Raw genomic sequence first — 24,417 nt, forward strand, 5'->3', positions numbered from 1 at the left:
TGCATGACGGATGTGCTACTCTTAGCAGATCTGCACGGTAACTACGGAAAGCTTGACGCTTTTCTCAGCTACGACTACGATGCAGTCATCATTGCAGGCGACATCACCAACTTCGGTCCACTTGAGCCTGTAGATTCGGTACTCTCCAACTTTGAAGTACCATGTTTCGCAATCCCCGGCAACTGCGATCCCCGCGAGATCATCGACGTGCTTGAACGTTCAGATGCGGTCTGTCTGCACAACTCGTGGATCGCCCTTGGCAAGATAACGCTCGCAGGTCTTGGAGGTTCGAACAAGACCCCCTTCGACACGCCGTTTGAGCTGACGGAAGAAGAGATTGATAAAGAACTCACCCGAATTGTCAACCACATGGACAAGAACGTCCACAACGTCCTGCTCAGCCACGCCCCACCATACGAAGCCCTGGACACCGTCGGCGAGGATCACGTCGGGAGCCGGAGCATCAGGAAGCACATGAACCGGTTCGACCTCGTCTGCTGTGCCCATATCCACGAGGCACGGGGCATCACTGAGGTCGACGGTGTCACCGTCGTCAACCCCGGACCCGCTTCAGACGGGTACGGCGCTATCATCCACTTTGGGAAGGAGCCAAAAGATATTCATATTGACCTCATCACCGTTTAGATAACAGCATCTCAAGATACGAGGTGTAGATCGGTGGGCCATCTACACCCAATCCTTTTGCAATTTCTCCGATCCGGTCCGCAGCATCCTCTTTATCGTCTTCTGTCAGGATCTCGATCTCGACAAACGTCCCGAGACCCTCGACGTCGTCGAGTGTCACCGTCACGTCTCCCATCTCGTAGAACTCCCGGGTTTTTGAGACCGTGGCGGCCCGCCGGAACCCGAGACGGGAGAGGATCTCCTCAAGCGTTTCCCCCGAGGCCACCGCCAGGTTGAACTCCTCGCGGGCCTTTGCGCTCCCGACCCGGACCTTCGGCCCTTTGTAGGTCGCGGTAACCCCGGTATCGTCATACCTGACCCGCAACGCCTCGTCGGTCTTCCCGAAATCGCGGTGAGGGGCGTTGTAGTAGACGTCGTGTTCCCGCTGTCTTCTGGTCATCCGGACTTCCTGCCGGTTGAGCCGTGCCCTGACTTCTCCCGGGTCAGGGACCGCAAACTTTGCTTCTACCTCAAGCATAGCAATTCGCGTCAGATCTCTCTTTCAAGCGATGATAAACCCTCACCGCACGGCCTCGACCGGGCCGGCTATCTTCTGCCGGATAAGATCCCTCTGCTGCCGTGCAGCGGCGAGGAGGGCGTCATCCCCGATATGCTCGGCAGAGGTGACCGCCCGCTGTGTCAGCACCAGTGCCGTATCGTAATCCTCACGGTGGTAGAACCGGAGCCCCAGTTCCAGGTTCAGGTCCGCGGCCTTCCCATACTCCTGCGCGTTGAAGAAGTGGCAGGCAAGCGAGAGGAGGACGTGCAGTCTGCCGGAGAGGCGGTGCATGGTGCGTTCGAAGCAGTCGGCCGCACGAGCATTGAGCGCTGTCCGCGCACCAGTGGAGAGTTCACGCCTGCAGTGCTCCTGCAGGAGGGGATGGGCGAAGGCGTACTCACCGCCGGGGAGCCTCCGGAATATGCCGCTCTCCTGCATCCGATCCGTAATTAGCGCAACACTCATCCCCTGGAGTTTTAGCATGCAGGCCATGACCGGGACCGCAAAGGGGGGGTTTAAGACGCAGAGTTCCTCCGCCCATGCCTTCCCGGGCTCGTCGAGCACAGCAAAAGCAAGTCCTGCCGGCTCCCCGGCTCCGGCGAGCACGTCCGTTATGTTCTCGGGGGAGGGTGCGAGCCCCCGGTGGCGCAGGGTGTTGAAGCAGGCCATGAGACTGAACGGGTCGCCCGAAGCCTCTTCGAGCATGCCGGCGGCTCCGTCGCCGACGGAGAGATCGAATCGCCTCTTCGCCATCTCCCGGATCTCATGGGCGCGCATCCCCGGGAGTGGCACTTCAGGAGAGCCGAGATCCCGGATCTCTTCCTGCATCGTCGCGTACCCGGAGCCAGCCCCATCCTCTGTCCGGCAGGTGAAGGCGAGGAGGATGCCGGGGGGGAGGTCGTGCACGGTATCCCGGAGGAGGCGTCGGTCAAGGCTCGAGGCGAGATGGACGTCGTCGAGCAGGACTGCTGCGATACGGCCGGTCCCGGCCATAAGCCTCCCGAGTTCCCAGAGCAGTTCCCCAAACGCCTGGCGCACCCGGTCATACCCGACCTCAGGTGACCGGGCGAAGATGCCGATGATCTCCTCGCCGGTCTTTGAGAGCAGGCCGACCGGCTCCACCGGGGCGGCGTACTTCGCGAGCACGTCGTCGGCATACCGGATTGCCTCCTGCATGCCTTCGCTCCCGAGGATATCCCCAAACCTGCCGGACGTGGCGTGGTTGTGCAGGTCTTTCTGCAGTTCCCGGAACGCCGAGAAGATCATCCCGGGGAGATCGAAGATCTCCCCCCTGAGGACGGGAGACTGCATCCCGCCGGGACGTTCCTGGACCTCGTATGCGAGCCAGGTTAAGAGTGAACTCTTTCCGATGCCGGGCGGGCCGGAGATCATCACTGCCTGCCCGCGCTCCCCTGTCCGCGAGAGGATGGCCGAGAGTCGCTCGCGCTCCTCCTCTCTGCCGCAGAACTCCTCCGGGGGAGAGGGGGCATACGAGACGCCCTCTGCCTGCTGCTGCACCTCGTCCATGATACTGCCCGGCACGATCGGGCCAGGTGTATTTCAACGTTTTGGCGGGGTGCCTCCCTGAAAACGTATGGCTACGGCCAGGTTGCCCACACCCGCCGGCCTTCTGCAGGAGTCCTTGCCCGCCGCCCTTCTGTAAATACTATAAATACCATTCCATCCAAATAAATTAGAACAACGAGATGCAGGCATGCGGCGTGCCGGTACGGAAGGCGTACCGGAGCCGTAATGGATCTGCTATCCAAGGAGAATGGCATGGCACTTCAGGAAGGAGATTTTATCAGGCTCAGATACACCGGCCGCGCCGGTGAGAATATCTTCGATACAACAGATGAGGAGAACGCAAAGGAAGAGGGGATCTACAACCCGCGGGCAGAGTACGGTCCTGTCACCATCCGCCTGGGGAGCCACCACGTCATCATCGGCCTTGAGGACGAGCTCATCGGAAAGGAGGTAGGTGCCGAGGGAGAGGTCGATGTCCCGCCCGAGAAGGCGTTCGGGGAGCACGATGATGAGGGTATGAAGTCCGTCGCGACCACGCAGTTCCGCGAGAAACCGAAGCGGGGAACAAGGATCGAGGTTGAGGGCCGCGAGGGCGTCGTTGTCGATGTCATAGGAAAGCGTGCGGTCGTCGACTTCAACCACCCGCTTGCCGGGAAGACCCTGAACTACTCCTACGCGATCCTCGAGAAGGTCGAGGACCCGGTAGAGCAGATCCAGGGACTCATCAAGCTCTTCTCGGGCCGGACCGACATCGGCATCAGCATCGTCGACGGGACGGTCGAACTGGCGCTTCCGCCCGCGATCGCATACGACCGGCGCTGGATGGTCTGGCGGGGCACCCTCGTCCGCGAGATCTTTGAATACTACCCCGATATCGCAGACATCGTCATGAAGGAGACGATATCGCGCCCGGTCAAGCCGGAGGATGCGCCCGAGATCCCTGAGATTGAGGAAGAGCTTGAGGAGTAATCCTCCTCGCTCTCCATTGTTGCCTTTTTTGAAGAACGTTTCCCGCCGGCAGTACTCTTCTTTAGGTACCGGGCCGAATGTATTCTGGAATCAATGGCGACACTACAGGGAATGAGCGGTGTCGATCTCCGGGCGCTGGTGGCGGAGGCTGCCGATCGTCTCCCGCTCTGGGTCGGCAAGATCTACCAGTTCGACGCGAAGACCCTCGGTATCAGGTTAAACGGGGAAGATCGGGCAAAATATCTGTTGCTCGTGGAGACGGGACGGCGTGCTCACTTCACCACAGAGTTCCCCGTACCGCCGAAGAACCCGCCGAGTTTTGCTATGCTGCTCCGCAAGCACCTCGACGGCGGGAAGGTGCTCGGCATCCGCCAGCCCGGGATCGAGCGTACTCTCTGCATCGATGTCGGGAAGAGGGATACGACCTACCATCTCATCTTCGAACTCTTCGACGAAGGAAACGCGGTCCTCTGCGACGAAGGGTATACGATCATCAAGCCCCTCTGGCATCACCGGTTCAAGACCCGGGAGGTGGTCCCGGGCGCAGTCTACGCCTTCGACGGGACCGACTGCTCGGCTCTCTCTTCCGTTGAGTTTCAGAAGATGCTCGCCGGGTCCGACCGCGACATCGTCAGGACGCTCGCCGTCGGGTGTATGCTCGGCGGCGCGTATGCCGAAGAGGTCTGCCGGATAGCGGGCGTCGAGAAGAGCGCCGCCGCCGCCGAGGTGGACGCGGCGGCGGTCCGGGACGCCTTTGACCGCCTGATGACCGATGTCGCGAGGTGCCGGGAGCCGGTGATAACGCCGTCCGGATGCTGGCCGGTTGTGCTTGCCGGCGAGGAGGTCCGCGAGCGGTTTGCGACGTTCAGTGAGGCCCTGGATGCGTTCTACCCGAAGGTGACGGGCGAGAAGGAAGAGGCCGCCGCCGAAAAACCCCGCCTCTCCCAGGAGGAGGTGATCCGCCGGCGCCAGGCGGAGGCGATCAAGGGGTTTGATAAGAAGATTGAGCGGTATGAACGGGTTGTGGAGGTGCTCTACGAGAACTACGCTCCCGTCACCGGGATCATAACGACGCTCGACGAAGCGAGCAAAAGCCGATCATGGCAGGAGATCGAGCAGATCCTCAAATCGAACGGTGGGAATGCGGCGGCAAAGATGGTCCGTGCGGTCCATCCGGCTGAGGCGGCGGTGGAGCTCGACCTCGGAGAGGAGCGGGTGAAGGTCTTTGTCCACGAGACGATCGAGCAGAACATCGGCCGCTACTACGACCTGATCAAGAAGTTCAAGAAGAAGAAGACGGGCGCACGCTCGGCCATGGAGCGGATGATCGCCGAGAAGCCCCGGCGGAGACAGAACCTTGCCCTCCAGAAGAAACGGTGGTATCACCGGTTCCGCTGGTTCACCACCACGGACGGCGTCCTCGTCATCGGCGGCCGGGACGCCTCCCAGAACGAGGAACTCGTCAAGAAGTACATGGAGGGGGGGGATCTCTTCGTCCACGCCGACGTCCACGGGGGGAGCGTCGTCATCGTGAAGGGCACGACCGAACACCTGGATGAAGCCGTTCAGTTCGCCGCATCCTACTCCAACGCCTGGAAAGCCGGGCATTTCACGGCGGACGTCTATGCCGCCCGCCCCGACCAGGTGAGCAAGACACCGGAGTCCGGCGAGTACGTGGCCCGGGGCGCCTTCATTGTCCGTGGAGAGCGGCAGTACTTCAGGAACGTCCCTCTCGGTGTGGCGATCGGCCTCCAGATGGCGCCCGAGGTCGCCGTCATCGGCGGCCCGCCCGGAGCCGTCACCGGGCGCACGAAAGCACGGGTAGAACTCCGGCCCGGGCAGTATGAGCCCAACGACACCGCAAAGAAGGTTGTCCGGGCACTCAGGGAGAAACTCTCGGAGGACGAGTGGAAAGGGCTCAAGAACGCCTTAAACACCGAGGCAGTCGCCGCATTCGTCCCCCCGGGAGGCTCTGATATCGTTGAACCATGAAGGCTGAAGTTCGGGAACTGAGGAAACGGTTCGGGGAGATACGCCTCTTTCCGGAGACGCTCGACGACATCTGGCACCTCTCGCACCTGGTTGGACCAGGAGACCTCGTCTTCGCGACGACCTTCCGGAGCGTGGAGGCGGCAACCGATAAGCTCCGGCCGGAGAAGGTGGAGAAGCGGCCGTTCCGGCTCGGGATCCGGGTCGAGAAGGTGGAGTTCCACCAGCATACGAACCGCCTCCGCATCGGCGGGGTCATCGAGAGCGGTGTGGATGTCACCGCACATCACACCCTCAACGTCGAGCCGGGGTTCGAGCTATCGGTCATCAGGGAGTGGCGGCCTGTCGACTGCGAACGGATACAGCGGGCCGTCGATGCCTCCGCATACGGCGTTGTCCACGTCGTGAGCGTCGAGGAGGGGGAGGCGCAGGTCTACCGCCTGCGTCAGTTCGGCCCGGAGTGGGTGACCACCGTCACGGCCGGGAGCAGCAAGGGTGCGGAGGCCGGCACCCGCTCGGTGCTCTTCGAGAAGACGCTTGATGTGCTCGCCGCGGTTACGGGGCCTCTCGTCGTCGCGGGCCCGGGGTTCGTGAAGGACGAGTTTGCGGATTATGCGAGAGCCCACGTGGACGACCTCGCAGGAAGGATGGTCGTCGTCGAGACGCGGCGTATTGGGCGGGGCGCCGTGCAGGAGGTGATCGGGCAGGGAATCCTCGAGCGGCTGCTCGGCGACCTCCACCTTGCACGGGAAGTCAGGCTGATGGACGAAGTCCTTCTCCGGATCGCGACCGAAGGGGCCGTCGCCTACGGTATCGGCGAGGTCCGGAAAGCGATTGCCTACGGCGCGGCGGAGACGGTGCTGGTCTCCGACACCCTGCTCCGGGACGAAGAGGCTACGGCCGTCATCGAGCGGGCCGAGCACGTCAACGCATCGGTCGTGGTGCTGAGCACTGAGTTCGAACCCGGAGAACGCCTGGCGGCCCTCGGGGGCGCTGCGGCCCTTCTGCGGTATAAGATCGAGTGATACCCGGGCGCCGGGTGAGGTGCGGACCGTGCTCTCCCGACAGCACTGCCCTCCCGTAAGGCCGCGCGTAAAGAATTGTCACAAATCCACCGCCGATCCGCAGGAGAATCGATTCCACAGGGCGGGAGGTACCTACCTTTATAAGCGGAGAAGACCCTATTATGTAGTAATTCCGTCGATCCGGAGGGTGGCCGGGAGCTTGTTCTTTACCGGGCCGTCGTCCCCGGGCGACCTCCTTTCCAGGAATGGCGTAACACTGGTGTCACGATGAGCGATAATGCGGTAGCCGCCGAGGTTGATAAGACACGGCCGCGGACACGTGCCGAGAAACAGGTCGAGCACAGAGGTCGGATAAAACGGACACTTGTAGCCTGCTTCATGGGCATTCTGGTCGGAGGACTCTCGTTCTACCTCTCCGGCACCCCGGACCCGGTGAGCGGGCTCCAGGCGAACGCCATCATCGGCCTGCTCCTTCTCGCGGCGGGCGTCGTCTTCCAGAAGTACGTCTTTATGCTCCTTGGGATCGACTACATGGAGCTGACCGGCAAAGACTGGTTCTACCAGAGTTTCATGACGTTTGCGCTCTGGTTCATGACCTGGACCATCCTCTTAACCACCACCGTTCTGTGATCTCCCATGCGTATTGCTGTTGTACACCGTGATCGGTGTCACCCCGTCAAGTGCGGCACCGAGTGTATCCTCTACTGCCCGCGTGTCCGGACCGGTGACGAGACCGTCGTCATCGGCGAAGACCAGAAAGTCGTCATATCCGAGGAGCTCTGCGTGGGCTGCGGTATCTGCGTGAAGAAGTGCCCGTTCGAGGCCCTCGATATCGTCAACCTCCCTGAACAACTCGACCAGCCGACCCATCGCTACGGCCAGAACGGGTTTGTCCTCTACGGTCTCCCGATCCCCGTCGAGGGGAAGGTCACCGGCGTCCTCGGGCCGAACGGTATCGGCAAGAGCACGTCGGTGAAGATCCTCTCGGGCACGCTGGTCCCGAACCTGGGGAGGACCGAGGCCGCTGTCTCCTGGAAGGAAGTTCTCGACCTCTACCAGGGGACCGAACTCTTCGACTACCTCCAGTTGCTCTCGCAGAAGAACATGAAGGTCGCCACAAAGCCGCAGTACATCGACCAGATCCCGAAGGTCTTCTCCGGGTCGGTGCGCGACCTCCTCGCGACCACCGACGAGCGCGGCAGACTCGACTACTACATCGACCGGCTATCGCTCCGTGCGGTCATCGACCGGCCGATCGCGAACCTCTCCGGCGGCGAGCTGCAACGGGTGGCGATCGCCGCGTGCCTTGCGCGGGATGCCGACTTCTACTTCCTCGACGAGATCACGCCCTACCTCGACGTTTACCAGCGGATGGCCGCTGCAGACCTGATCCGGGAACTCGCCCAGGAGCGGCCGGTCGTGATCGTCGAGCATGACCTCGCCATCCTCGATATGCTTGCCGACACCGTGCATATTGCCTACGGAGAACCGGCGGTCTTCGGTGTCATCACCTACCCGAAGGGCGTCCGGGTGGGGATCAACCAGTACCTGGAAGGCTTCCTCCCGGAAGAGAATGTCAGGTTCAGGGATTACCCGGTGACGTTTGATATCCGGGCGCATGCCGCTGAGGCGAATCGGGAGGTGCTGCTCGCGTTTCCGGCGATGACAAAGCAGTTTGCGCAGTTCTCGCTCTCCGTCGGCGGCGGGGAGATCCGGAGCGGCGAAGTCCTCGGGGTCCTTGGGGCGAACGGCATCGGGAAGAGCACGTTCGCCGGGCTCCTCGCCGGGGTGCTCCCCCCCGACACCGGGTCGATGGACACCCGGGTGCGGATCTCCTACAAGCCGCAGTATCTCAAAGGGGACTCGGCGGCGAGTGTCGAGGAGGTCCTCCGGCAGACGACGACGAAGTTCAACACGTCGTTCTACCAGCACGAGATCTTAGAGCCCCTCTCTCTTTCGCAGCTCCTCCAGGCGCCGGTGAACACGCTCTCCGGCGGCGAGCTGCAGCGGGTGGCGATCGCTGTCTGCCTCTCACGCGACGCCGACCTCTACATACTGGATGAACCGAGCGCGCACCTCGACGTGGAGCAGCGGGTGAAGATATCCCGTATGATCCGGAAGCATGCCGAGGGGCACGCCGCGAGCACGCTCGTGATCGACCACGACATCTACCTGATCGATATGATCAGCGACCGGATCCTTGTCTTCGAGGGAGAGCCGGGTCTGCACGGTAAGGCCACAGGACCGTTCGATATGGCGGCGGGCATGAACCGGTTCTTAAAAGCGCTCGGGATCACCTTCCGGCGGGACAAGAGCGGGCGGCCGCGGATCAACAAGCCCGGGTCGTTCCTGGACCGGGAGCAGGTCGCGGCCGGGGAATACTACTACGCGGATATATCGAAGTCCTGAGCGGCACCGGGAGATAGTTCCCATTTTTCTGGCGGGCATGCTCCCTCCCCACTCCGCGACCTCAGGCCCCGGTCAGCCGGGCGCCCACCCCGCCGATCCATTCCGCAAAGGACGCCCACGCTCCAGAAAGCATCTCTGGTATCCCGGCGGGCTCGCCGGCGGGGATATCCGGCGTCGGGGTCTCGCTGGAGACGTTGACCGTGACCTCCGGTTCGTATGGCACCTGCACGGGAACGGCTTTCAGGTCGAGGGTAGCCGGCCCCGTCATCGGCGGGATGTAGCCCACGTTTCCGGGGACAACGAACCAGCACCGCCCGTCGGCATCGATGAAGAGTTTCTTGACAACGTTTGCGCGAATACCGTCGCCGGAGGTGATATGCAGGGTGAACCCCGACGAGTTCCAGCCGTATATGCCGTTATCGGAGGCGATAAGGAGCGTTCCTTCGGGCGTTGCCGCAATATCGTTGATGGCGACCGGGAACGCGCTCAGGTCACCGGCGTCGAGGACCGCCGTGACCCCCCCGTCCGGTGTGTAGTGGAGGACCGCCGTGCGGTTGAAGAGGTAGACGCCGCCGAACGGATCGACCCGCACCGCGGAGACCCCCCGGACCGGCTCGCCTTCGCGGGTTACCTGCTCGAATCGGACCTCTCCGGTCCTGTTCTTGAGCACCCGGATGCCGTCGTGCTCGGACCCGATGACGAGCGCATCGCTCGCGGCATCGACCGCCATGCTCACGACGGTGTAGCACCCGAGACCTTCGGGCCCGAGCGGCTTATACCACGTCCAGGCACCGTCATGGTAGCGGTGGAGGCCCGCCCGCCCGGTGGCAACCCACATATCGTCCCCCCACCGCGCTATGCAGCCGATGTTGCGGTTCTTGAGGAACTGCTGGTCCTGTATGGCCCGGTATCCTTTCCCATCCCCGATCTGCAGTCCGTTCGGGTAGCCTATCCAGAGGTGGCCCCTCGCGTCGAGGGCGATCGCGGACACCATGGTATCAAGGGGCGCGAGCAGTCCGTAGGCCGTCTCCCCCGGGTGCCTTGCATTGACCGAGTGCCAGGTGCCGTTTGCCGTATACATCGAGATGCCGCTGTCGGTCGCAAATATGACGTCCCCGTGCCGACCGTTGATCGCGTCCGTCACCCCGGCGGATGCGATCCCCGTATCAAAGTCGGGCACATCGATGGAGATAGCCGGGGATGGAGAGATGAGGAGGAAGAGCAGAGCGACGGAGAGGATCAGAGCGCGGTGCATGTCCCGTCCGCCCTCTTGATGATGAGGCGGCCCTTCCCCTCCGGCCAGTAGTACACGGACCGCCCAACCTTGCCGCCGGTCTCCTCATGCTCGATCCTGATGCCCAGTTCGTGGAGCAAGTCTTTCACGGCGGCAGCGTTTCTCTCGCCGATATTCAAGGAGGTCGCCGAGAACTCAAACATGCTCGCACCGCCGACGACGGTTGCGGTGATCGAGAATTTCGTGCTCCCGAGCCTCTCCATCCCATCGAGGAGGGCGCTCGTGGCGGTGTCCGCAAACTTGCCGGGACGGTCGGTGTTTCCGTGGCTTTCCGGGAGCATGATGTGGGCAAGCCCCCCAAGAGACCGCCTCTGGTCGTGCAGGATGAGCGCGATGCAGGAACCGAGCCCGATCGTCCCCATCGGGCACGTTCCGACCCTGAGTTCACCAAGACCCAGGATAATAGCCGTCTCCTCTCCAAAGAAATTGTTCTCCATAGTATCCCGGAGATCGGTTACGAGAGCGGCATCATCAGGCGTTCCAGCATAAGGAATAACTGTTGCATGAGCTCCGGGTTCGGGAGCATGTATATGCTCCCGTAGACGGGCGGCGCCTCGCTCGTGAGCTCGGTGTTGAAGATCAGGACGTCGTTCACGTCGCCGGCCACCTGCGCGACGATGGACTCAAAGGCCGCATGCTCCATGTCGATAGCCAGCGCCGGGGGGGACGGCAGCATGACGATGCCCAGAAGCTCGGCGGTCGCATCGAGGAACGCCGATATCATGATGTTCCCGATCTCGATTGCGGCGCTCCGGTCCATATCGTTGAGCTCGCGGTCGGAATCGGTGGTGCCGAGCATCTGGTTCGTCAGCTGGATGACGGTCTCCCGGGGCATGCTGACGACGATATACCCTCCGTCCGCGACCTCTCCCTGGATCTGGAAGACGACCACGGCCGATACCTCGCTACCTATGTAGTTATGCATATCAGCGATATCGATGGCCTGCACTTCCGGCACCGTCATCTCAATCGGGCTCATCAGCATCTGTGAGAGAGTTGTCGCCGCATGCGCTGCACCGATGTTGCCAAACTCCGCCAGCGCGTCTATCTGAATCGGGTCCAATTCCATGAAATACCTCACTTAAATCATTGTGTTTACGTCGAGGACCGGCACAACGTCGCCGTCCCCCGGAATGGTGATCCCGCTGATCCCGCGGCAGTTGCCGGCAAGTCGGGAGAGCGGTTTCACCACCACCTCCTGCTGACCGTCCACGGTATCGACGACGATACAGCATCTTTTGCCGCTATTCTGCAGCACAACCAGCGTATCGCTCCTCTGTGCCCGGCCGAACATATCCTCCAGGCGGTGCATGGGGAGGATCTGGTCGCGGAGCAGGATCGCTTCACTGTTCCCGATCCGGTGGATCGCGTCCGTTCTGATCTGTGCCACCTCGACGACGTTGCTGATCGGGATAGCGCACCGTCCTCCGTTGATATGCACCATCATGACGTCGATGATCGCCATCGTCGGGGGCAGCACCAGCTCGAACTTTGTTCCTCTTCCTAACTCGGATTCGATCTTGATCGTTCCCTTGAGCGACGTTATTGTTTTTTTGACCACGTCGAGCCCGACGCCCCTGCCGCTGATATCGGTGATCGCCTCGGCCGTGCTGAACCCGGGCTCGAAGAGCAGGTTGATGAGGTCGTCTCGCGTTGCGGCCGCCGCCGCCTCGGGTGTCATGGCGCCTCTGCTGACCGCCTTCTCCCGGAGCCTCCCGGGATCGATGCCGGCACCGTCGTCCTCGATCTCGATGACGACGTTATCCTTATCCCTCCGCGCCGTCAGCCGGAGCAACCCTTTCCGCGGTTTTCCGTTGGCTTCACGGATCTCCGGGGTCTCGATGCCGTGGTTCACGGCGTTCCGGATGATGTGCAGGAGCGGGTCGGAGAGGCCGTCCATCATACTCCTGTCGAGCTCGGTCTCGCCGCCCTCGATGACGAGTTCGACCTCTTTGCCATCGTGGTTCGCCACGTCCCGCACGACCCGGGGGAGGCGGTTGAAGATACGCTCGAGCGGCATCATCCGGATCCCCATCATGAGGTTCTGGAGGTCGGAGACCGAACGGCCGACCATGGAGAGCGCCTCGTCAAACTCCTTGATGCCGTGCTTCTTTGCGATCTGCTCGAGCCGTCCGCGATTGATCACCAGGTCCTCGACCAGGTTCATCATCCTGTCGAGCCGCTCTATATCGACACGGATGTTCTTGATCTCCCGGCTCTTCTCGCTCTTTGCCGCCCTCGGCACATGTGGCGTTTCGGTCTCCTGTTTCGGGGCCGGTTCAGGTTTCCGGGCTGTCTCCGCCACTGGCGGTGATGCCGGAGAGGATATCCCGAGAAGTGATATCTCGGTGCCGGAGGCGACGGTCCTGAGCGCATCCTCCCCTGCCTCGCTCTCGATGAGGATCTCAAACGACCCGTCGAACCTCCCGTCCTCGATGAGATCCCGCGAGGGGGTTGTCGAGATGATCGTCCCGATATCCTCCAGGTTCTGCAGGAGGAGCATGGCCCGGATGTCCTTCATGGTGCAGGACGGGTCGACAGCGACCGAGAGCGTATAGAGCGGACGGCCGTCGGCCTCTCCTGCCGCTTCGGCAGGGACCACCACTCCGGATGGCTCCTGCTCATCCGGGAGCACTTCTTCTTCCGTAAACGCCCGGAGTTCCTGCACCAGGCTCGCGGACTCCTCGTCCGACGGAACTCCTCCTGCCTCGATAGAATCCAGCATCCCCTCGATCGTGTCGGTGCAGGTGAGGAGGAGGTCGGTGAGCGATGCGGTCACCTCCCGCCGGCCGCTCCGGATGAGCGAGAAGATGTCTTCCATCGAGTGACAGAGGTTCTCCATCGCATCAAAGCCCATCGATGCGGACATCCCCTTGAGCGTATGGGCAGACCGGAAGATCTCATCGATGGCGGTCTGCTGGTCTTCCCCGCTCTCCAGAGCAAGGAGATTGTTCACGATGGCCTCATGATTCTCCCTTGATTCCTCAACAAACAGCTTCCGGTATACCTCTTCATCAAACATGGTTGACCTCAAGCCGGCTGACGGCCCTCCCGATCTCACGCGCAATATTCCTGAGCGGGACCACCCTGTCGACACAGTCCCGGGCGAGAGCAGACCGCGCCATGCCGTATACGAGGCAGTCCTCTTCAGCGCAGACCATCGTGGTGCCGCCCGCGGTCTTCACCGCGAGAGTCCCTTCGCCGCCGTCGCTCCCCATCCCCGAGAGGATCACGGAGACGGTGCGCGGACCAAAGACGCGCGCTGCGGAGGTGAAGGTCGTGTCGACGGCAGGCCGGACCGCATGCAGGGGAGGGGCGGTCGAGTGGACGACCCGCCCATGGGTTCTCCCGGCGCCTGCATAGACCCCCGAGATCACGGTGTGGTAGCCGGCCTTTGAGACCAGGACCGAGCCGGTCTGCAGGGTATCGCCGTTCGCGGTCTCTTTCACCGGGAGAGGGGAGATCCGGTTCAGGCGCTCGGCGAGCGATGCGGTGAACCCCTCGGGCATATGCTGGGTTATGACGACCGCTGCAGGGAGGTCTGCGGGGAGTGCGGAGAGGAGCGAATCAAGCATCGGCGGCCCTCCGGCCGACGAGCCTATCAGCACAACCGTATCGGCCTCGCTCTTTTGGGGCTCAGGCGATCGCACGACCGCCGGGAGCGAGACGAGGTTTCTGATCTTCTGGATGAGTTCCCGCTCGATACCCCTGACGTTCGGGACGTCCCTTGGTTTGAGCATGAAGTCGTCCGCCCCGAGGCGGAGCGCCTGGTGGGTCATGTCGGCCTGCCGTGACGTCAGCGTGCTTAAGACGATCACCTTCGGCCCCACGCTCTTCCCTTGAAGCGCTTCAAGCACTCCAAGGCCGTTCATCCGGGGCATCTCGATATCGAGGGTGATGACGTCAGGCCTGAGTTCCGCAATCTTTCCGAGGGCGTCGATACCGTTGACCGCCGTCCCGACGACCTCTATATCCGGGCTGTCTTTGAGGAGATCCCGGAGAATCGTCCGGATGAAGAGCGAGTCGTCGACGATCAGAACCCGTATCATAGTCACGCACTGAGGACGTTCTTGACTTCTTCGAGAACCTTTGGAGCCTGGAACGGTTTGACGATGTAGCCTCTCGCCCCGCTCTTGACGGCGAGTTTGACCATCTGCTCCTGGCCGACCGCCGTGCACATGATGACCTTTGCCGCCGGATCGGCGGCCTTGATGGCCTTGAGCGCCTCGATCCCGTTCACCTTCGGCATGACAACGTCCATCGTGACGAGGTCGGGCCTGAGTTCCTGGTACCTGGCAACAGCTTCCGCCCCGTCGGCCGCCTCACCGACGATATCGTGCCCGCCGGAGAAGAGAATATTCTTCAGTAGCGTCCTCATAAACATTGTATCATCGACGATCAGGATTCTCCCCATCGAACACCACTCAATGTCTATTTGGAGAATGCGCTATATAGGCTTTCTTATTCTGAAAAAATAATATTATTAATTTGTTGGGGATTTCATTGCGTTAGAGATGTACCGGACACCTTTCGCGGTCAATTGTACTTCTTTTCTGACGTGAAGCACCTCGGCAAGCCCCGTGCCGAGGAGCCGCTCGTAGATGGCGTCGAGGTCTTTATGCGAGAGTTTGAGCATGTTCTCGATGGCACTCGAATCCATACCGCTGTAGACCAGCATGGCCACCTGCCCGGTCAGGGGGTCAATCTCCTCGCTGACCTCAGAGTCATGCGTTGCCTCCCTGAGGAAGTTGTAGAGGACCTGGAGCGTCGTCATCGGGCAGAGGACGAAACTTGTCACGACCTCATTCTCGCCGAGGTGGTCGATCTTCACGACATCGAGATTCTTCTCCTGGATCTCCCGGGATGTGAGTTCGATGCCGGCCACATCCTCGATGGGGATGCAGACCTGGCTCTCCTGGCTGACGAACCAGATGCCGGTCTTCAGGACGGCGATCGCCCCTTTCTCCCATTTGGCGTCCTGGACGAGCACCCCCCCGCGGACTGCGGGCGACATGAAGAAGGCGTTCAACCGGTAGGCGCTGCACTGGATGATGATGAACTTTTTTAAGACCGAGAGGACCTTCTCCACCGATGCGATGCGGTAGACCAGTTCTCCCTCCGCACCGGCGGTGATCACCACCTGGTTCTTCTTCTCCTCGAGATCGACCACGGACTTGTAGGGGATCTCGCAGTCGAGGGGAGCATCGATCCGGATACGGTCCTCACCGATACCCAATGTCGTCGGGACCCATTTGCCTCCGTGCTCGACCTTTACTGGAACTGATTTCATCTTCTCTCTACCTTTATCCCATAGGAGACCATCATCGTTGTGATCTCATCGCCGCGAGGATCCCCTCAAGCTCCGCTGCAAGATCTTTCGCGCCGTATTTTTCTCCTTTCAACTCGCGGATCAGGCTGACGTCCTCCACAAACTTCTTCTTCTTTGTGTCTGCCTTGATCGCGGTGATCAGGTCGTCGTCGACCGTGCCGCCGGATGCGAAAGAAACCATATCGAAGTCTTCTTCCAGCTCCTCCTCCGGCTCCTCAGGGGTCACCTCACCCGGGCCGGGCTCTCCCGCGTCGACCTCTTCCTCCTCGCCCTCGATCTCGATATCATCAAGGTCCAGGCCGTCGAGTTCGGAGAGTTCCTCGCTCAGGGCGCTCATATCCGGCATGCCGCCGCCCCCCGGCAGTCCCGGAGCACCGGCGGCTATCGAAGGGAGGGTCGCGGCGGGTCCGCCGGTGAAGTCAGGGCCGTCAAGGTCGCTCTGGTGCGCCTTGAGGATCTCCGATACGGCGTCTGCCTCTTCCCCGGAGAGGGGAGAGATCTGGTCGGGCTCAAATGCCGTCCCGGGGCCGGGGAGATCGCCATCGAGGTCGAGGTCCGCGAGCGAGTCGAGGTCGAGATCCGCAAGCGAGGCAAGGGGATCGGTCGTGTGTGCTTCGGGCTGACCGGGGGCCGCGCCGTCGACCGCCTGGTCGAGCATGGCGTCGATACTCTCGATCCGGTTCTTCTTCTCGCCTTCGGGGGCGCGGGCATGCGCGATCGTCTCCCGGATCGATGCCGTGAGGGTCCCGAGCATGCCGGGCAGGCTGATCCCGGCGGGTGCGAGTTTCCGGATGAGGGACGGTTTCTTTGCCGCGGCATCCGGTTTTTTCGTCTCCGGAGCCTTCGGCCGCTCCCGGAGCGCTCTGCGGAGCCGTGAGGGTTTCAGGTCCGCAAGATCGAGCGCCCCGGTGATGATGAGCGCGAGAAATCCCGCGAGGACGGTGCCCGCGACGATGACCTCGACCGGGGCATCGACAAGGATGATCAGGGAGCCTGTACCGACGGTGATCAGGAACAGCAGCGGACGACGCAGGTTTTCTCTCACATTACACCCCCACAACTGTTGGGATGGTAAAGAATATGCTCACAAGCATCGGTGCAACGATGTATATGACGCCGGTGGTCACAGAGAGCAGGCTTGCAAAGAAGTAGTACAGGTACCGGTCACCGCCCATGACAATCTTTCCTGCAAGCATGTTTGCAACGGTCAGCATTAAGAGGATCGTCACCACGTAGGCTCGCATCGTATCTTCCGGGAAGTTTGCGAAGATGTTTAACGATGATCCCATGGTACTGCCGATCGTGGACGCACCTCCCGAGAGTGCGGCCGAGGTCTCTGCAAAGTGGTTCATCACCTCTGTCACTGCACGGGACATGGTGAGGAGGATCTCGAAGAGGAAGACGAAGATGCCGATCATCGCCCCGTGCATCGGGATGAGCAGGACGACAAACCCTTTCACCATCATATCGCGCTTCCTCCGGAGCAGCACCTGCTCGAGCATCGACGAACCGACGATCTTTCCTATCTGGTCCGGGGACCCGCCGAGGGCCACGGCGTCGCGGAAGATGTTCATGTACTTGTAGATCAGGTAACTGCCGGTCTCCCCGATGAACTTCGTCCAGCTCCTGGCCTCATCGAGCCCGAGGTTCAGCTTCGACGAGACCGAGTCGATGAACGGCTCCAGGTAGGGGAGTGATCTTCTGTCCACTTCCTGAAGCGCGTCCCCGGTGGTGATGCCCTTGCCGCCCATCACCGACCCGAGGCTCCGTATGAACGTGGCGAAATCGTTGTCACGGTTGACGACGTTGGCGTCGTCGATGTAGCCGATGACCCCGAGCGGCATCAGGAGGAGGCCGGCGAGCAGGAAGATGATGCCGGCGTTGACGCCGATGAGAATGAGCAGAAGCGTGATTGCGGCGACGATCGGCACGACCAGGCGTTCCAGTCTCCTGATGATGCCCTGCTCCTTCGAGCAGACCCCGGCAAGCCCGTGCGTCCGGGGATCGTCGGGGACGGCCCGGTACATGATCGTGAGGCCGAAGATCGATATCGCGAGGATGATCGCGTAGGAGGAGTTCAGCGCTGAATCGATTCCGTCGGGAGCGTAGATCGCCACCGATATCATGATGATGATGGCGACGAGTGCTCCCGAGAGGAGCATCGCAATGTAGGCGTCGCCCCACTTCTTCAGGAGCTCGATCCCCTGCTCGAACGTGTTTCGATAGATGCTCCGGATGCTTGAGAGTTCCGTGGCGATGAAGTCGTCGTCCGGGACGCCGGAGTCGATCGAGTTTGCGTAGCGGTTGAGCATGCTCTGGAGGGTTTTGTTCCGGCACCTCTCAGCGATAGCCCGGAGCGCCCCGGCGTAACTGTGGCCCCACCCGGCGACCAGGCGCTGCACCTTTGCTATGTAGCGCGACGGGACATACTCGAACCGCTCGGATGTGTACTGGAAGATCTCGGGCCGGGTCACGGCCGACGTGGTGATCGCGGCCATGTAGGTGTACATGAGGAGCAGGTCCTGCTCCATCTTCTTGTTCTCGAGGATGGAGGACCGGAGGTCGGTGAGGTACTCGATCTGCTCCTCAAACGGCATCTTCCCCTGGTTTGCCTCTCGCAGCCGCTCGGTCACGCCCTCGAACAACGTCACACCTCGATGGTGAGCAGGCCCTGCTTCTTGATCTTCGTGGTCATGTGGAAGAGGTCCCAGAACTGGGTATACCCGGCCTTATGGAGCCTCTCAAGAATGCTGGCACGCTTATCAATCTCGTTGTAAATATCGGACCTGCGGTTCTCGGGGATGCCGAGCATCGTTGCGATCTTGTTCTCAAGGAGGTAACTGCTCCCCCTGCCGGTGAAGGTGAAGGAGTCGGTCGCAGGGTCCCAGACGAACGCCGCCATGAAAGAGAACCCCTGGGTCTCGGGGTCGTAGCCCACGAGTTCGTTGACGCTGAGCATCCGCCGGACGGTCCCCCCATGGGGGAGTTTCACGGCGCTCTGGATGATGACCAGATTCAAGTTGTCGACGTAGGTCTTTGGTATGTTGATCGGGTCGCCGCAGAGACGCTGGATCAGTTTCTCGACGGATGCGGCGTGGAAGGTGCTCATCACCGGGTGGCCGGTCTGCATCGCGGAGAACGCGACGGACCCTTCCACGCCGCGGATCTCACCGACCAGGATCTGGTTCGGGCGCTGACGGAGGGCGGCTTTCAAGAGGTCGAACATCGTGATCTCTGAGCCTTCGCCCTCGCCCTTCCCCTTGGCTTTCGCGACCTCGCGGGTCCAGTTCCGGTGGGGGACCGTCAGTTCCGGGGTATCCTCGATGGTGACGATCTTGTTCTCGGGCGGGAGGAACGTGGTGAGGGCGTTCAAGGTCGTCGTCTTGCCGCTCGCGGTCTCGCCGGAGACGAACATCGACATGCCGTACTCGAGGCAGATCCAGAGGTAGGCAGCCATCATGTAGTTGCATGCCCCGCTCTCGATCACCTGCAGGATGCTCAGGGGGACCTCGTTCACCTTACGGATGGTGAAGTTGCTGCCGTGTTTGCTGATCTCGGTCCCGTAGACGATGTTGATACGCGAGCCGTCGGGGAGGGTCGCGTCCACGATGGGGCTCCTGTAGGTCAGCGGCCGCTTGATCCGTTCGGCGAGTTTGATGACGAAGTTGTCGAGTTCCACTGAGTCCTGGAACCCGACGACCGATTTTAAGCCTTTGAATATCTTGTGCTCGATGAAGATCGGCCCGACGCCGTTGCAGGTGATATCCTCGATATACCGGTCGGAGAGGAAGGGTTTGAGTGTCCCCATCTCGATCTTGTCGCGGATCATCATGTATTCGAGCGCCTTGTACTCCTGCTGCGAGAGGATGAGCCGTCCGTCGGCGAGCGCGGGATGGCCGGATGCCTGCGGCTTTGCCGGCGCACCGACCTCGGAGGTGAGGAAGGTCTTGATCCGACCCTTGATGTCTTTTGCCGTCCCGCCGGCGAGCAGAGACTCGTCGATCACCTCGTCCGGCTGCTTGATGTACACTAACTGCTGGATGAAGTTTCGGAGCACATCGATACGCGCCTGCTCGGTCACCGGCTCCTCTTCGAGGGCGTCGATCATATCGATCAGCTTCTCCTCGATCACCGGGAGGATCTCTTTTACGGAGTGGAGGAACGCGGGTTCGATCGGTATGTACCAGTTCCGGACGTCGTTTGGGTCAGGGAAGATGTGGATGAACGTCGTCTCGTTGACCGGGTATATGATGTTCGGGTTCTCCATCGATTTTAAGTCCCGTTTCAGCTCCGAGAGGAAGAGCGGGATCCCGACGGTGTTGACCGGCAGGATGTGGAGGTACTCGAGGAGGTGAGGGCTCTCTTTGACGTAGTCTTTCGCGTTTGCCGGGAGCATACGGTAGAGGGCGCAGGACTCGACGTTGTTGTAGCAGTCGTTCCCCTCGTCGATGAACTCGGGTTCGAAGGGGAGGATCACCGTTGCTTCCAGAGCCGATCCCATACCTCACACCTTCGCGATTGAGACGGGGATGATCTTGATGCCGTACCCGGGGTGGACCTCGAAACTGATGATGTTTCCTGTGGTCTTTCGTGCGCCGCGGACCTTGACGACCTCGAGCATCATGACATACTTGCCGCCGACGAGTGCTTTCTTCATGAAGAGGTGGGCGTCGCAGATCGAGCGGATACGGACGAGGGAGTCCTCGACGAAGGCGTAGGTGTGCAGGGTGATCAGGATGGTCTTGCCGTGGTCGACGAGGTTCTTGCAGTTCGTGAAGAACGTGAGGACGGTATCCTGTTTGGCGTACTCGGTGAAGAGGGTGAGCGAGTCGATGACGATCACGTCTGCTCTGCTCTGCTCCATGTAGTGGATCATCCGTTCGAGCGTCCCCTGCATCTTCTCTTTTGTCCACTCGAACCCGACGACGTGCATGGGAAAGACCCGGAGGTAGCCCCAGGCGAAGTAGTCGGAGACATCAAGGCTCATCGACTCCATCTGGGAGAGGAAACTCTTGCTCGTGTTCTCGGTCGAGAAGAGGTCGACGTTGAACCCCTGCTTCAGGGCGCCCCAGACAATCTGCTGGGTCAGCACGCTCTTTCCGGTGTCGTTCTCGCCCTCGATGAGGTTGAGGGAACTCAAGGGGAGGCCGTCGGCGAGCTTCTTGTCGAGTTCGGAGTTCCCGGTCGAGAGGATCGTCCGATCGGGTAACTCGGTAATGCTGCTGTCTTCGCTCGTGGCCATTCCTGTTCTCCTCATAGGTATACGGAACTCGGGACCCCGTTTGGGGTGACGACCTGGACCCAGATGGGTTTTGCGTCTTTCTCGTGGGTGATCGAGAGGGTGAGGGTTTCGCCGGGGTCAAGCTCGCCGGGGTGAATATGGTCCGGGTCTATCCCCGTATCGTTCCAGTAGTTCACACCCTCCTTCTTGTAGGGGACATAGACCGGAGCGTTCCCGATGTCGATGTAGACGTCGATCAACGGGATATCGACGATCGGTTCGCTCCCGGTGTTCTTCACGTCGACAGAGAGGGTCTGGTTGTCGACGATTGTCGTGTTCTGGATCTCGATCGCCGTCCGCATCCTGGCTTCCTGATACATGACGAGGTTGCTCTGCGCTTCGACGACCACTTCCGTAGTTGCGAGGGTGCCGCCGACCAGGATGTAAGCGGTGGCGACCAGGAGGAGGATGCCGATCCCGGATGCGACGAGGGGTCCTGCACTCATGGTTATGTACCTGCGGTGAAGGTGGTCGACCGTGAGAGTCCCGTGGAGAGGACGAACTGGATGTAGACGACCTCACCTGTCTTTGGGATGGCGTCGCTATAGCCCCGAATGTAGAGGGTCTCGCCGGGGTCCCAGTTGTTGTTCTTCTGGGTATCCTCAAGGATCTCGTAGGTCCACTGGTTTGGTCCCGGTGTGCCTGGTGGTAAAACCAGGCCGAGCCGGGTGAAGTTCCCCGGGGCCCCGAGGAAGACGTCGGCCTTCCCGATGTCTGATGGGGATATCCTGGATGTTCCGACGTTCTTTAACCAGATTCTGGCTTCTTTGCTCCCTCCGCTGGCATACGTCGTGACGATCTTTACATCGTTACTCAACCGTTCATCCACCTGGTGGGAGGACGACGAGATCGTGCCTGCGAGGGTGTAGATCACCGGGAAGACTGCGTTAATGAGGACGCCGGCCGATACGATGGCGGCGATGAGGAACATCGCGGTGGTGAAGGCTTCGCTCGACATCCATCATATCCTGTCCAGGAGCTCGATCCAGGTATCGCCGGCATCCTGTTCCCGTGAGGATGTTCCGGCGCTCTGCTCCCCCTGGCGGCGGCGGGCGAGCATCAGCACCTCGATCATGTCCCGGTCAAGCGTGGCGTCCTCGGGGTCGAGGATGCGGTTTAAGACGTAGAGTTCCGAGACGAACTCGTTCGGGCCGATATCCGCGACGTCTCTCCTGGTCTCGGGGGCCATCCGCATGATATCGCGGATCTGGTCGGAGACCTCCTGGGTGATGTAGTCCATCGACCGGTAGGCGTCGATCATGATTGTCATGTGCTCGTGCCCGTACTTCGAGCACCCCTGGTGCACCCACGCAAAGAGCCGGTGGACCTTCTGGAGCTTGAGTTTTCCCGCGGGTTTTGCCCCCGGGAGAGAGGGTGTGCCGTCCGGGGGAGGATAGGCCGCTCCGAGGTCGGGCGGGAAGAGCCCACTGGCGAGGCCCTCCGGGAGCGCATGCAGCTCCGGCGCACCGAGAACGGCAGGGAGAGCGTCGAGCGCCGGCATCTCGCTATCTGCGTCCTCATCGTCCGCAACGAGAGCCGGCGGCTCGAACCGGTTCCCTGCGTACGACGCGGCGGCGGTGGTGAACGGGTTGTCCAGTTCGTTCATGCGCTCCCGGAGGTCGATAAGCAGCCGCTTGATCGAAGTCTTGACGAAATCCAGCTCCTTCTCAAGGGTATCGAGACGGGCCTCCGGGTCGTCGGAGGACGCGCCGGAGAGTATTTTATCGATCTGAGTCTGGTCTACCCCCACCATAATATTGAATTATATTTATGTCATGGTTAATAAATGTTGTTCATGAGAATATTGGTTTTCTAGACGATTTAGTGTCTTCTGAACATTATGATGGTGCGGTTTGAGGAAGAAAGAGCCCCTGATAGCGGCAGTATGGTGTACCCCGGCCGCTCTCCAGATTTTTCCCACCGGTGACCGGATAGATTCCCGATCGGTTGCTGTCGGGTTTGCAACTGCGCCGCCGGATCACAGCCCCGTGCCATAGGGAATTCCCGCATGAGCGCTCCGGTGCAGGCGTCCGGAACCATGTCATGCTCCTGCCGGGAATCCGCTCAAAGGGCCGCCATTACCTGGTCGCAGGGGATATTAACGGTGAACTACATTTTCGTCGCAAACCAGTTATAATTTCGAATCGTTCCCTTAAAATACACAATTCATATATCAGCGGCATGCAAATTGTCTGGTAGTTGTTAACGATGGGAGGGCGAGCACTATATCAAAAAAAGCTTTGATTACCGGCATCACGGGGCAGGACGGGTCGTACCTCGCCGAGTTCCTCCTCCACAAGGGCTATGAGGTGCACGGGATCATCCGGCGGGCATCGACCTTCAACACTGCCCGGCTTGAGCATATCTACACCGATCCCCACGATGCGGGCGCACGCCTCTTTCTCCACTACGGCGACCTCTCCGATGACGAGCAGATCTCCCATATCATCTACAATATCAAGCCCGACGAGGTCTACCATCTCGGGGCCCAGAGCCATGTGCGGGTCAGCTTCGATACCCCCGAGTATACCGGGAACGTCACCGGCCTCGGGACGACCCGGCTCCTCGAGACGATCCGGAAGAGCGGGAACGGTATGAAGTTCTACCAGGCCTCAAGCAGCGAGATGTTCGGCGCGACCCCCCCGCCGCAGAGCGAGACCTCCGCCTTCCAGCCGCGGAGCCCCTATGCCTGTGCGAAAGTCTATGCCTTCTTCATGACGAAGAACTACCGCGACGGCTACGGCATGTTCGCCGCGAACGGCATCCTCTTCAACCATGAGTCTCCCCGCCGGGGGGAGACGTTCGTGACGAGGAAGATCACCCGGGGTATCAGCCGGATCCTTGCGGGGAAAGAGAAGTGCCTCTACCTCGGGAACCTGGAGGCGCGGCGGGACTGGGGGTTCGCTCCGGAGTACGTCGCGTGCATGTGGAAGATCCTCCAGCAGGAAGTGCCTGAAGACTACGTCGTCGGGACCGGGGAGAGCCATTCTGTAAGGGAGTTTCTTGAGATGGCCTGTGCCTACGCCGGGCTTGATTGCGAGGAGCACGTGCGGATCGATCCGCGGTACTTCCGGCCGACCGAGGTGGAGAGCCTGATCGCCGACACGGAGAAGGCGCGTATGCATCTTGGCTGGAGACCGCGGGTGACGTTCCCTGATCTCGTCCGGATCATGGTCGATGCCGACATGCGGGCGGCAGGGCTTCCCCCCATTGGGGAGGGGGACGAGGTGCTCCGGAGGAAGTTCCCCGGCCGGTGGTGGGAGGGGGACTAGAGTCCCTGCTGTCAGCCGGGATGCGGCCGCAGGCTCACGACGGCCGCTCCGTCTGGAACCCGGCGGTTTATGGCTGGAAAACCCGGCGAGGCTTCCGGGTGAACCTCGATCGGATCGATGGTATCTTCAAGGGGAACGG

General features: G+C 61.1%; 23 protein-coding genes. 7 read left to right on the forward strand and 16 right to left on the reverse strand.

The window, feature by feature from the left end; genetic code table 11:
- Positions 1–3 precede the first annotated feature (3 nt).
- The gene (locus BP846_RS05840) at positions 4–645 is read left to right on the forward strand and encodes a metallophosphoesterase family protein (protein ID WP_292393340.1); all 642 of its coding nucleotides are present in this window, start codon (positions 4–6) and stop codon (positions 643–645) included.
- On the opposite strand, the gene cyaB is transcribed toward BP846_RS05840, so the two are convergent.
- A complete protein-coding gene (gene cyaB / locus BP846_RS05845; RefSeq protein WP_292393342.1) occupies positions 635–1,162 on the reverse strand; it encodes a class IV adenylate cyclase in 528 nt (175 codons plus the stop codon). The genes BP846_RS05840 and cyaB overlap by 11 nt on opposite strands.
- A gap of 42 nt (positions 1,163–1,204) precedes the next feature.
- Entirely contained in the window at positions 1,205–2,725 is a 1,521-nt protein-coding gene (locus BP846_RS05850) for an AAA family ATPase (protein ID WP_292393344.1), read from the reverse strand.
- Positions 2,726–2,962: 237 nt separating this feature from the next.
- Between BP846_RS05850 and BP846_RS05855 the strand changes: the two genes are divergently transcribed.
- The 5 genes from BP846_RS05855 to BP846_RS05875 all read left to right on the forward strand — a co-directional run bounded on the left by BP846_RS05855 (position 2,963) and on the right by BP846_RS05875 (position 9,102).
- Entirely contained in the window at positions 2,963–3,679 is a 717-nt protein-coding gene (locus BP846_RS05855; RefSeq protein WP_292393346.1) for an FKBP-type peptidyl-prolyl cis-trans isomerase, read from the forward strand.
- A gap of 93 nt (positions 3,680–3,772) precedes the next feature.
- Entirely contained in the window at positions 3,773–5,671 is a 1,899-nt protein-coding gene (rqcH, locus tag BP846_RS05860) for a ribosome rescue protein RqcH (protein ID WP_292393349.1), read from the forward strand.
- Positions 5,668–6,693 carry an mRNA surveillance protein pelota gene (locus BP846_RS05865; protein WP_292393351.1) on the forward strand — a complete coding sequence of 342 codons (1,026 nt, stop codon included), beginning with the start codon at positions 5,668–5,670 and terminating at the stop codon, positions 6,691–6,693. Before rqcH ends, BP846_RS05865 begins: the two co-directional genes overlap by 4 nt.
- Positions 6,694–6,960: 267 nt before the next feature.
- Positions 6,961–7,323: a hypothetical protein gene (locus tag BP846_RS05870; RefSeq protein WP_292393354.1), complete on the forward strand. Its 363-nt coding sequence runs from the start codon at positions 6,961–6,963 to the stop codon at positions 7,321–7,323.
- A gap of 6 nt (positions 7,324–7,329) precedes the next feature.
- Positions 7,330–9,102: a ribosome biogenesis/translation initiation ATPase RLI gene (locus BP846_RS05875; RefSeq protein ID WP_292393356.1), complete on the forward strand. Its 1,773-nt coding sequence runs from the start codon at positions 7,330–7,332 to the stop codon at positions 9,100–9,102.
- A gap of 61 nt (positions 9,103–9,163) precedes the next feature.
- On the opposite strand, the gene BP846_RS05880 is transcribed toward BP846_RS05875, so the two are convergent.
- From BP846_RS05880 to BP846_RS05945, 14 genes are all read right to left on the reverse strand, one after another.
- The gene (locus BP846_RS05880; RefSeq protein WP_292393358.1) at positions 9,164–10,357 is read right to left on the reverse strand and encodes a hypothetical protein; all 1,194 of its coding nucleotides are present in this window, start codon (positions 10,355–10,357) and stop codon (positions 9,164–9,166) included.
- Positions 10,342–10,833, reverse strand: a complete 492-nt coding sequence (locus BP846_RS05885; protein ID WP_292393360.1) for a chemotaxis protein CheD — start codon at positions 10,831–10,833, stop codon at positions 10,342–10,344. The genes BP846_RS05880 and BP846_RS05885 overlap by 16 nt, the downstream gene beginning before the upstream one ends.
- 17 nt (positions 10,834–10,850) lie before the next feature.
- Positions 10,851–11,465, reverse strand: coding sequence for a chemotaxis protein CheC (locus tag BP846_RS05890; RefSeq protein ID WP_292393363.1), 615 nt, complete (start codon positions 11,463–11,465; stop codon positions 10,851–10,853).
- A 12-nt stretch (positions 11,466–11,477) separates the two neighbouring features.
- Positions 11,478–13,418 carry a chemotaxis protein CheA gene (locus BP846_RS05895; protein ID WP_292393365.1) on the reverse strand — a complete coding sequence of 647 codons (1,941 nt, stop codon included), beginning with the start codon at positions 13,416–13,418 and terminating at the stop codon, positions 11,478–11,480.
- Entirely contained in the window at positions 13,411–14,445 is a 1,035-nt protein-coding gene (gene cheB / locus BP846_RS05900) for a chemotaxis-specific protein-glutamate methyltransferase CheB (protein ID WP_292393367.1), read from the reverse strand. Before cheB ends, BP846_RS05895 begins: the two co-directional genes overlap by 8 nt.
- Positions 14,446–14,447: 2 nt before the next feature.
- Positions 14,448–14,810 (reverse strand): response regulator, encoded by a 363-nt coding sequence (locus BP846_RS05905; RefSeq protein WP_292393369.1) that lies wholly within the window; start codon positions 14,808–14,810, stop codon positions 14,448–14,450.
- A 69-nt stretch (positions 14,811–14,879) separates the two neighbouring features.
- Entirely contained in the window at positions 14,880–15,686 is an 807-nt protein-coding gene (locus BP846_RS05910) for a CheF family chemotaxis protein (protein ID WP_292393371.1), read from the reverse strand.
- Between the two features lie 31 nt (positions 15,687–15,717).
- On the reverse strand, positions 15,718–16,770 hold the full coding sequence (locus BP846_RS05915) for a hypothetical protein (RefSeq protein ID WP_292393373.1): 1,053 nt from the start codon (positions 16,768–16,770) through the stop codon (positions 15,718–15,720).
- Position 16,771: 1 nt separating this feature from the next.
- A complete protein-coding gene (gene flaJ, locus BP846_RS05920) occupies positions 16,772–18,370 on the reverse strand; it encodes an archaellar assembly protein FlaJ (RefSeq protein ID WP_292393375.1) in 1,599 nt (532 codons plus the stop codon).
- A gap of 2 nt (positions 18,371–18,372) precedes the next feature.
- The gene (locus BP846_RS05925) at positions 18,373–20,226 is read right to left on the reverse strand and encodes a type II/IV secretion system ATPase subunit (protein ID WP_292393377.1); all 1,854 of its coding nucleotides are present in this window, start codon (positions 20,224–20,226) and stop codon (positions 18,373–18,375) included.
- 3 nt (positions 20,227–20,229) lie between these two features.
- Positions 20,230–20,967 (reverse strand): ATPase domain-containing protein, encoded by a 738-nt coding sequence (locus BP846_RS05930; protein WP_292393379.1) that lies wholly within the window; start codon positions 20,965–20,967, stop codon positions 20,230–20,232.
- Between the two features lie 11 nt (positions 20,968–20,978).
- Positions 20,979–21,452, reverse strand: coding sequence for a flagellar protein FlaF (locus tag BP846_RS05935; RefSeq protein WP_292393381.1), 474 nt, complete (start codon positions 21,450–21,452; stop codon positions 20,979–20,981).
- Between the two features lie 2 nt (positions 21,453–21,454).
- Positions 21,455–21,964 carry a flagellin gene (locus tag BP846_RS05940; RefSeq protein WP_292393383.1) on the reverse strand — a complete coding sequence of 170 codons (510 nt, stop codon included), beginning with the start codon at positions 21,962–21,964 and terminating at the stop codon, positions 21,455–21,457.
- A gap of 3 nt (positions 21,965–21,967) precedes the next feature.
- Positions 21,968–22,759 (reverse strand): hypothetical protein, encoded by a 792-nt coding sequence (locus BP846_RS05945; RefSeq protein WP_292393385.1) that lies wholly within the window; start codon positions 22,757–22,759, stop codon positions 21,968–21,970.
- A gap of 487 nt (positions 22,760–23,246) precedes the next feature.
- On the opposite strand from BP846_RS05945, the gene gmd reads away from it, so the two are divergent.
- Positions 23,247–24,278, forward strand: coding sequence for a GDP-mannose 4,6-dehydratase (gmd, locus tag BP846_RS05950; RefSeq protein WP_292393387.1), 1,032 nt, complete (start codon positions 23,247–23,249; stop codon positions 24,276–24,278).
- Positions 24,279–24,417: the final 139 nt, after the last annotated feature.

This window comes from Methanoculleus sp. UBA303, assembly GCA_002501655.1.
Taxonomy (GTDB): Archaea; Halobacteriota; Methanomicrobia; order Methanomicrobiales; family Methanoculleaceae; genus Methanoculleus.

Bases quoted from the DNA above. Each gene is read 5' to 3' on its own strand.
- BP846_RS05840 (WP_292393340.1), top strand. From the start codon at position 4: ATGACGGATGTGCTACTCTTAGCAGATCTGCACGGTAACTACGGAAAG.
- cyaB (WP_292393342.1), bottom strand. From the start codon at position 1,162: ATGCTTGAGGTAGAAGCAAAGTTTGCGGTCCCTGACCCGGGAGAAGTC.
- BP846_RS05855 (WP_292393346.1), top strand. From the start codon at position 2,963: ATGGCACTTCAGGAAGGAGATTTTATCAGGCTCAGATACACCGGCCGC.
- rqcH (WP_292393349.1), top strand. From the start codon at position 3,773: ATGGCGACACTACAGGGAATGAGCGGTGTCGATCTCCGGGCGCTGGTG.
- BP846_RS05865 (WP_292393351.1), top strand. From the start codon at position 5,668: ATGAAGGCTGAAGTTCGGGAACTGAGGAAACGGTTCGGGGAGATACGC.
- BP846_RS05870 (WP_292393354.1), top strand. From the start codon at position 6,961: ATGAGCGATAATGCGGTAGCCGCCGAGGTTGATAAGACACGGCCGCGG.
- BP846_RS05875 (WP_292393356.1), top strand. From the start codon at position 7,330: ATGCGTATTGCTGTTGTACACCGTGATCGGTGTCACCCCGTCAAGTGC.
- BP846_RS05880 (WP_292393358.1), bottom strand. From the start codon at position 10,357: ATGCACCGCGCTCTGATCCTCTCCGTCGCTCTGCTCTTCCTCCTCATC.
- BP846_RS05885 (WP_292393360.1), bottom strand. From the start codon at position 10,833: ATGGAGAACAATTTCTTTGGAGAGGAGACGGCTATTATCCTGGGTCTT.
- BP846_RS05890 (WP_292393363.1), bottom strand. From the start codon at position 11,465: ATGGAATTGGACCCGATTCAGATAGACGCGCTGGCGGAGTTTGGCAAC.
- BP846_RS05895 (WP_292393365.1), bottom strand. From the start codon at position 13,418: ATGTTTGATGAAGAGGTATACCGGAAGCTGTTTGTTGAGGAATCAAGG.
- cheB (WP_292393367.1), bottom strand. From the start codon at position 14,445: ATGATACGGGTTCTGATCGTCGACGACTCGCTCTTCATCCGGACGATT.
- BP846_RS05905 (WP_292393369.1), bottom strand. From the start codon at position 14,810: ATGGGGAGAATCCTGATCGTCGATGATACAATGTTTATGAGGACGCTA.
- BP846_RS05910 (WP_292393371.1), bottom strand. From the start codon at position 15,686: ATGAAATCAGTTCCAGTAAAGGTCGAGCACGGAGGCAAATGGGTCCCG.
- BP846_RS05925 (WP_292393377.1), bottom strand. From the start codon at position 20,226: ATGGGATCGGCTCTGGAAGCAACGGTGATCCTCCCCTTCGAACCCGAG.
- BP846_RS05930 (WP_292393379.1), bottom strand. From the start codon at position 20,967: ATGGCCACGAGCGAAGACAGCAGCATTACCGAGTTACCCGATCGGACG.
- BP846_RS05935 (WP_292393381.1), bottom strand. From the start codon at position 21,452: ATGAGTGCAGGACCCCTCGTCGCATCCGGGATCGGCATCCTCCTCCTG.
- BP846_RS05940 (WP_292393383.1), bottom strand. From the start codon at position 21,964: ATGTCGAGCGAAGCCTTCACCACCGCGATGTTCCTCATCGCCGCCATC.
- BP846_RS05945 (WP_292393385.1), bottom strand. From the start codon at position 22,759: ATGGTGGGGGTAGACCAGACTCAGATCGATAAAATACTCTCCGGCGCG.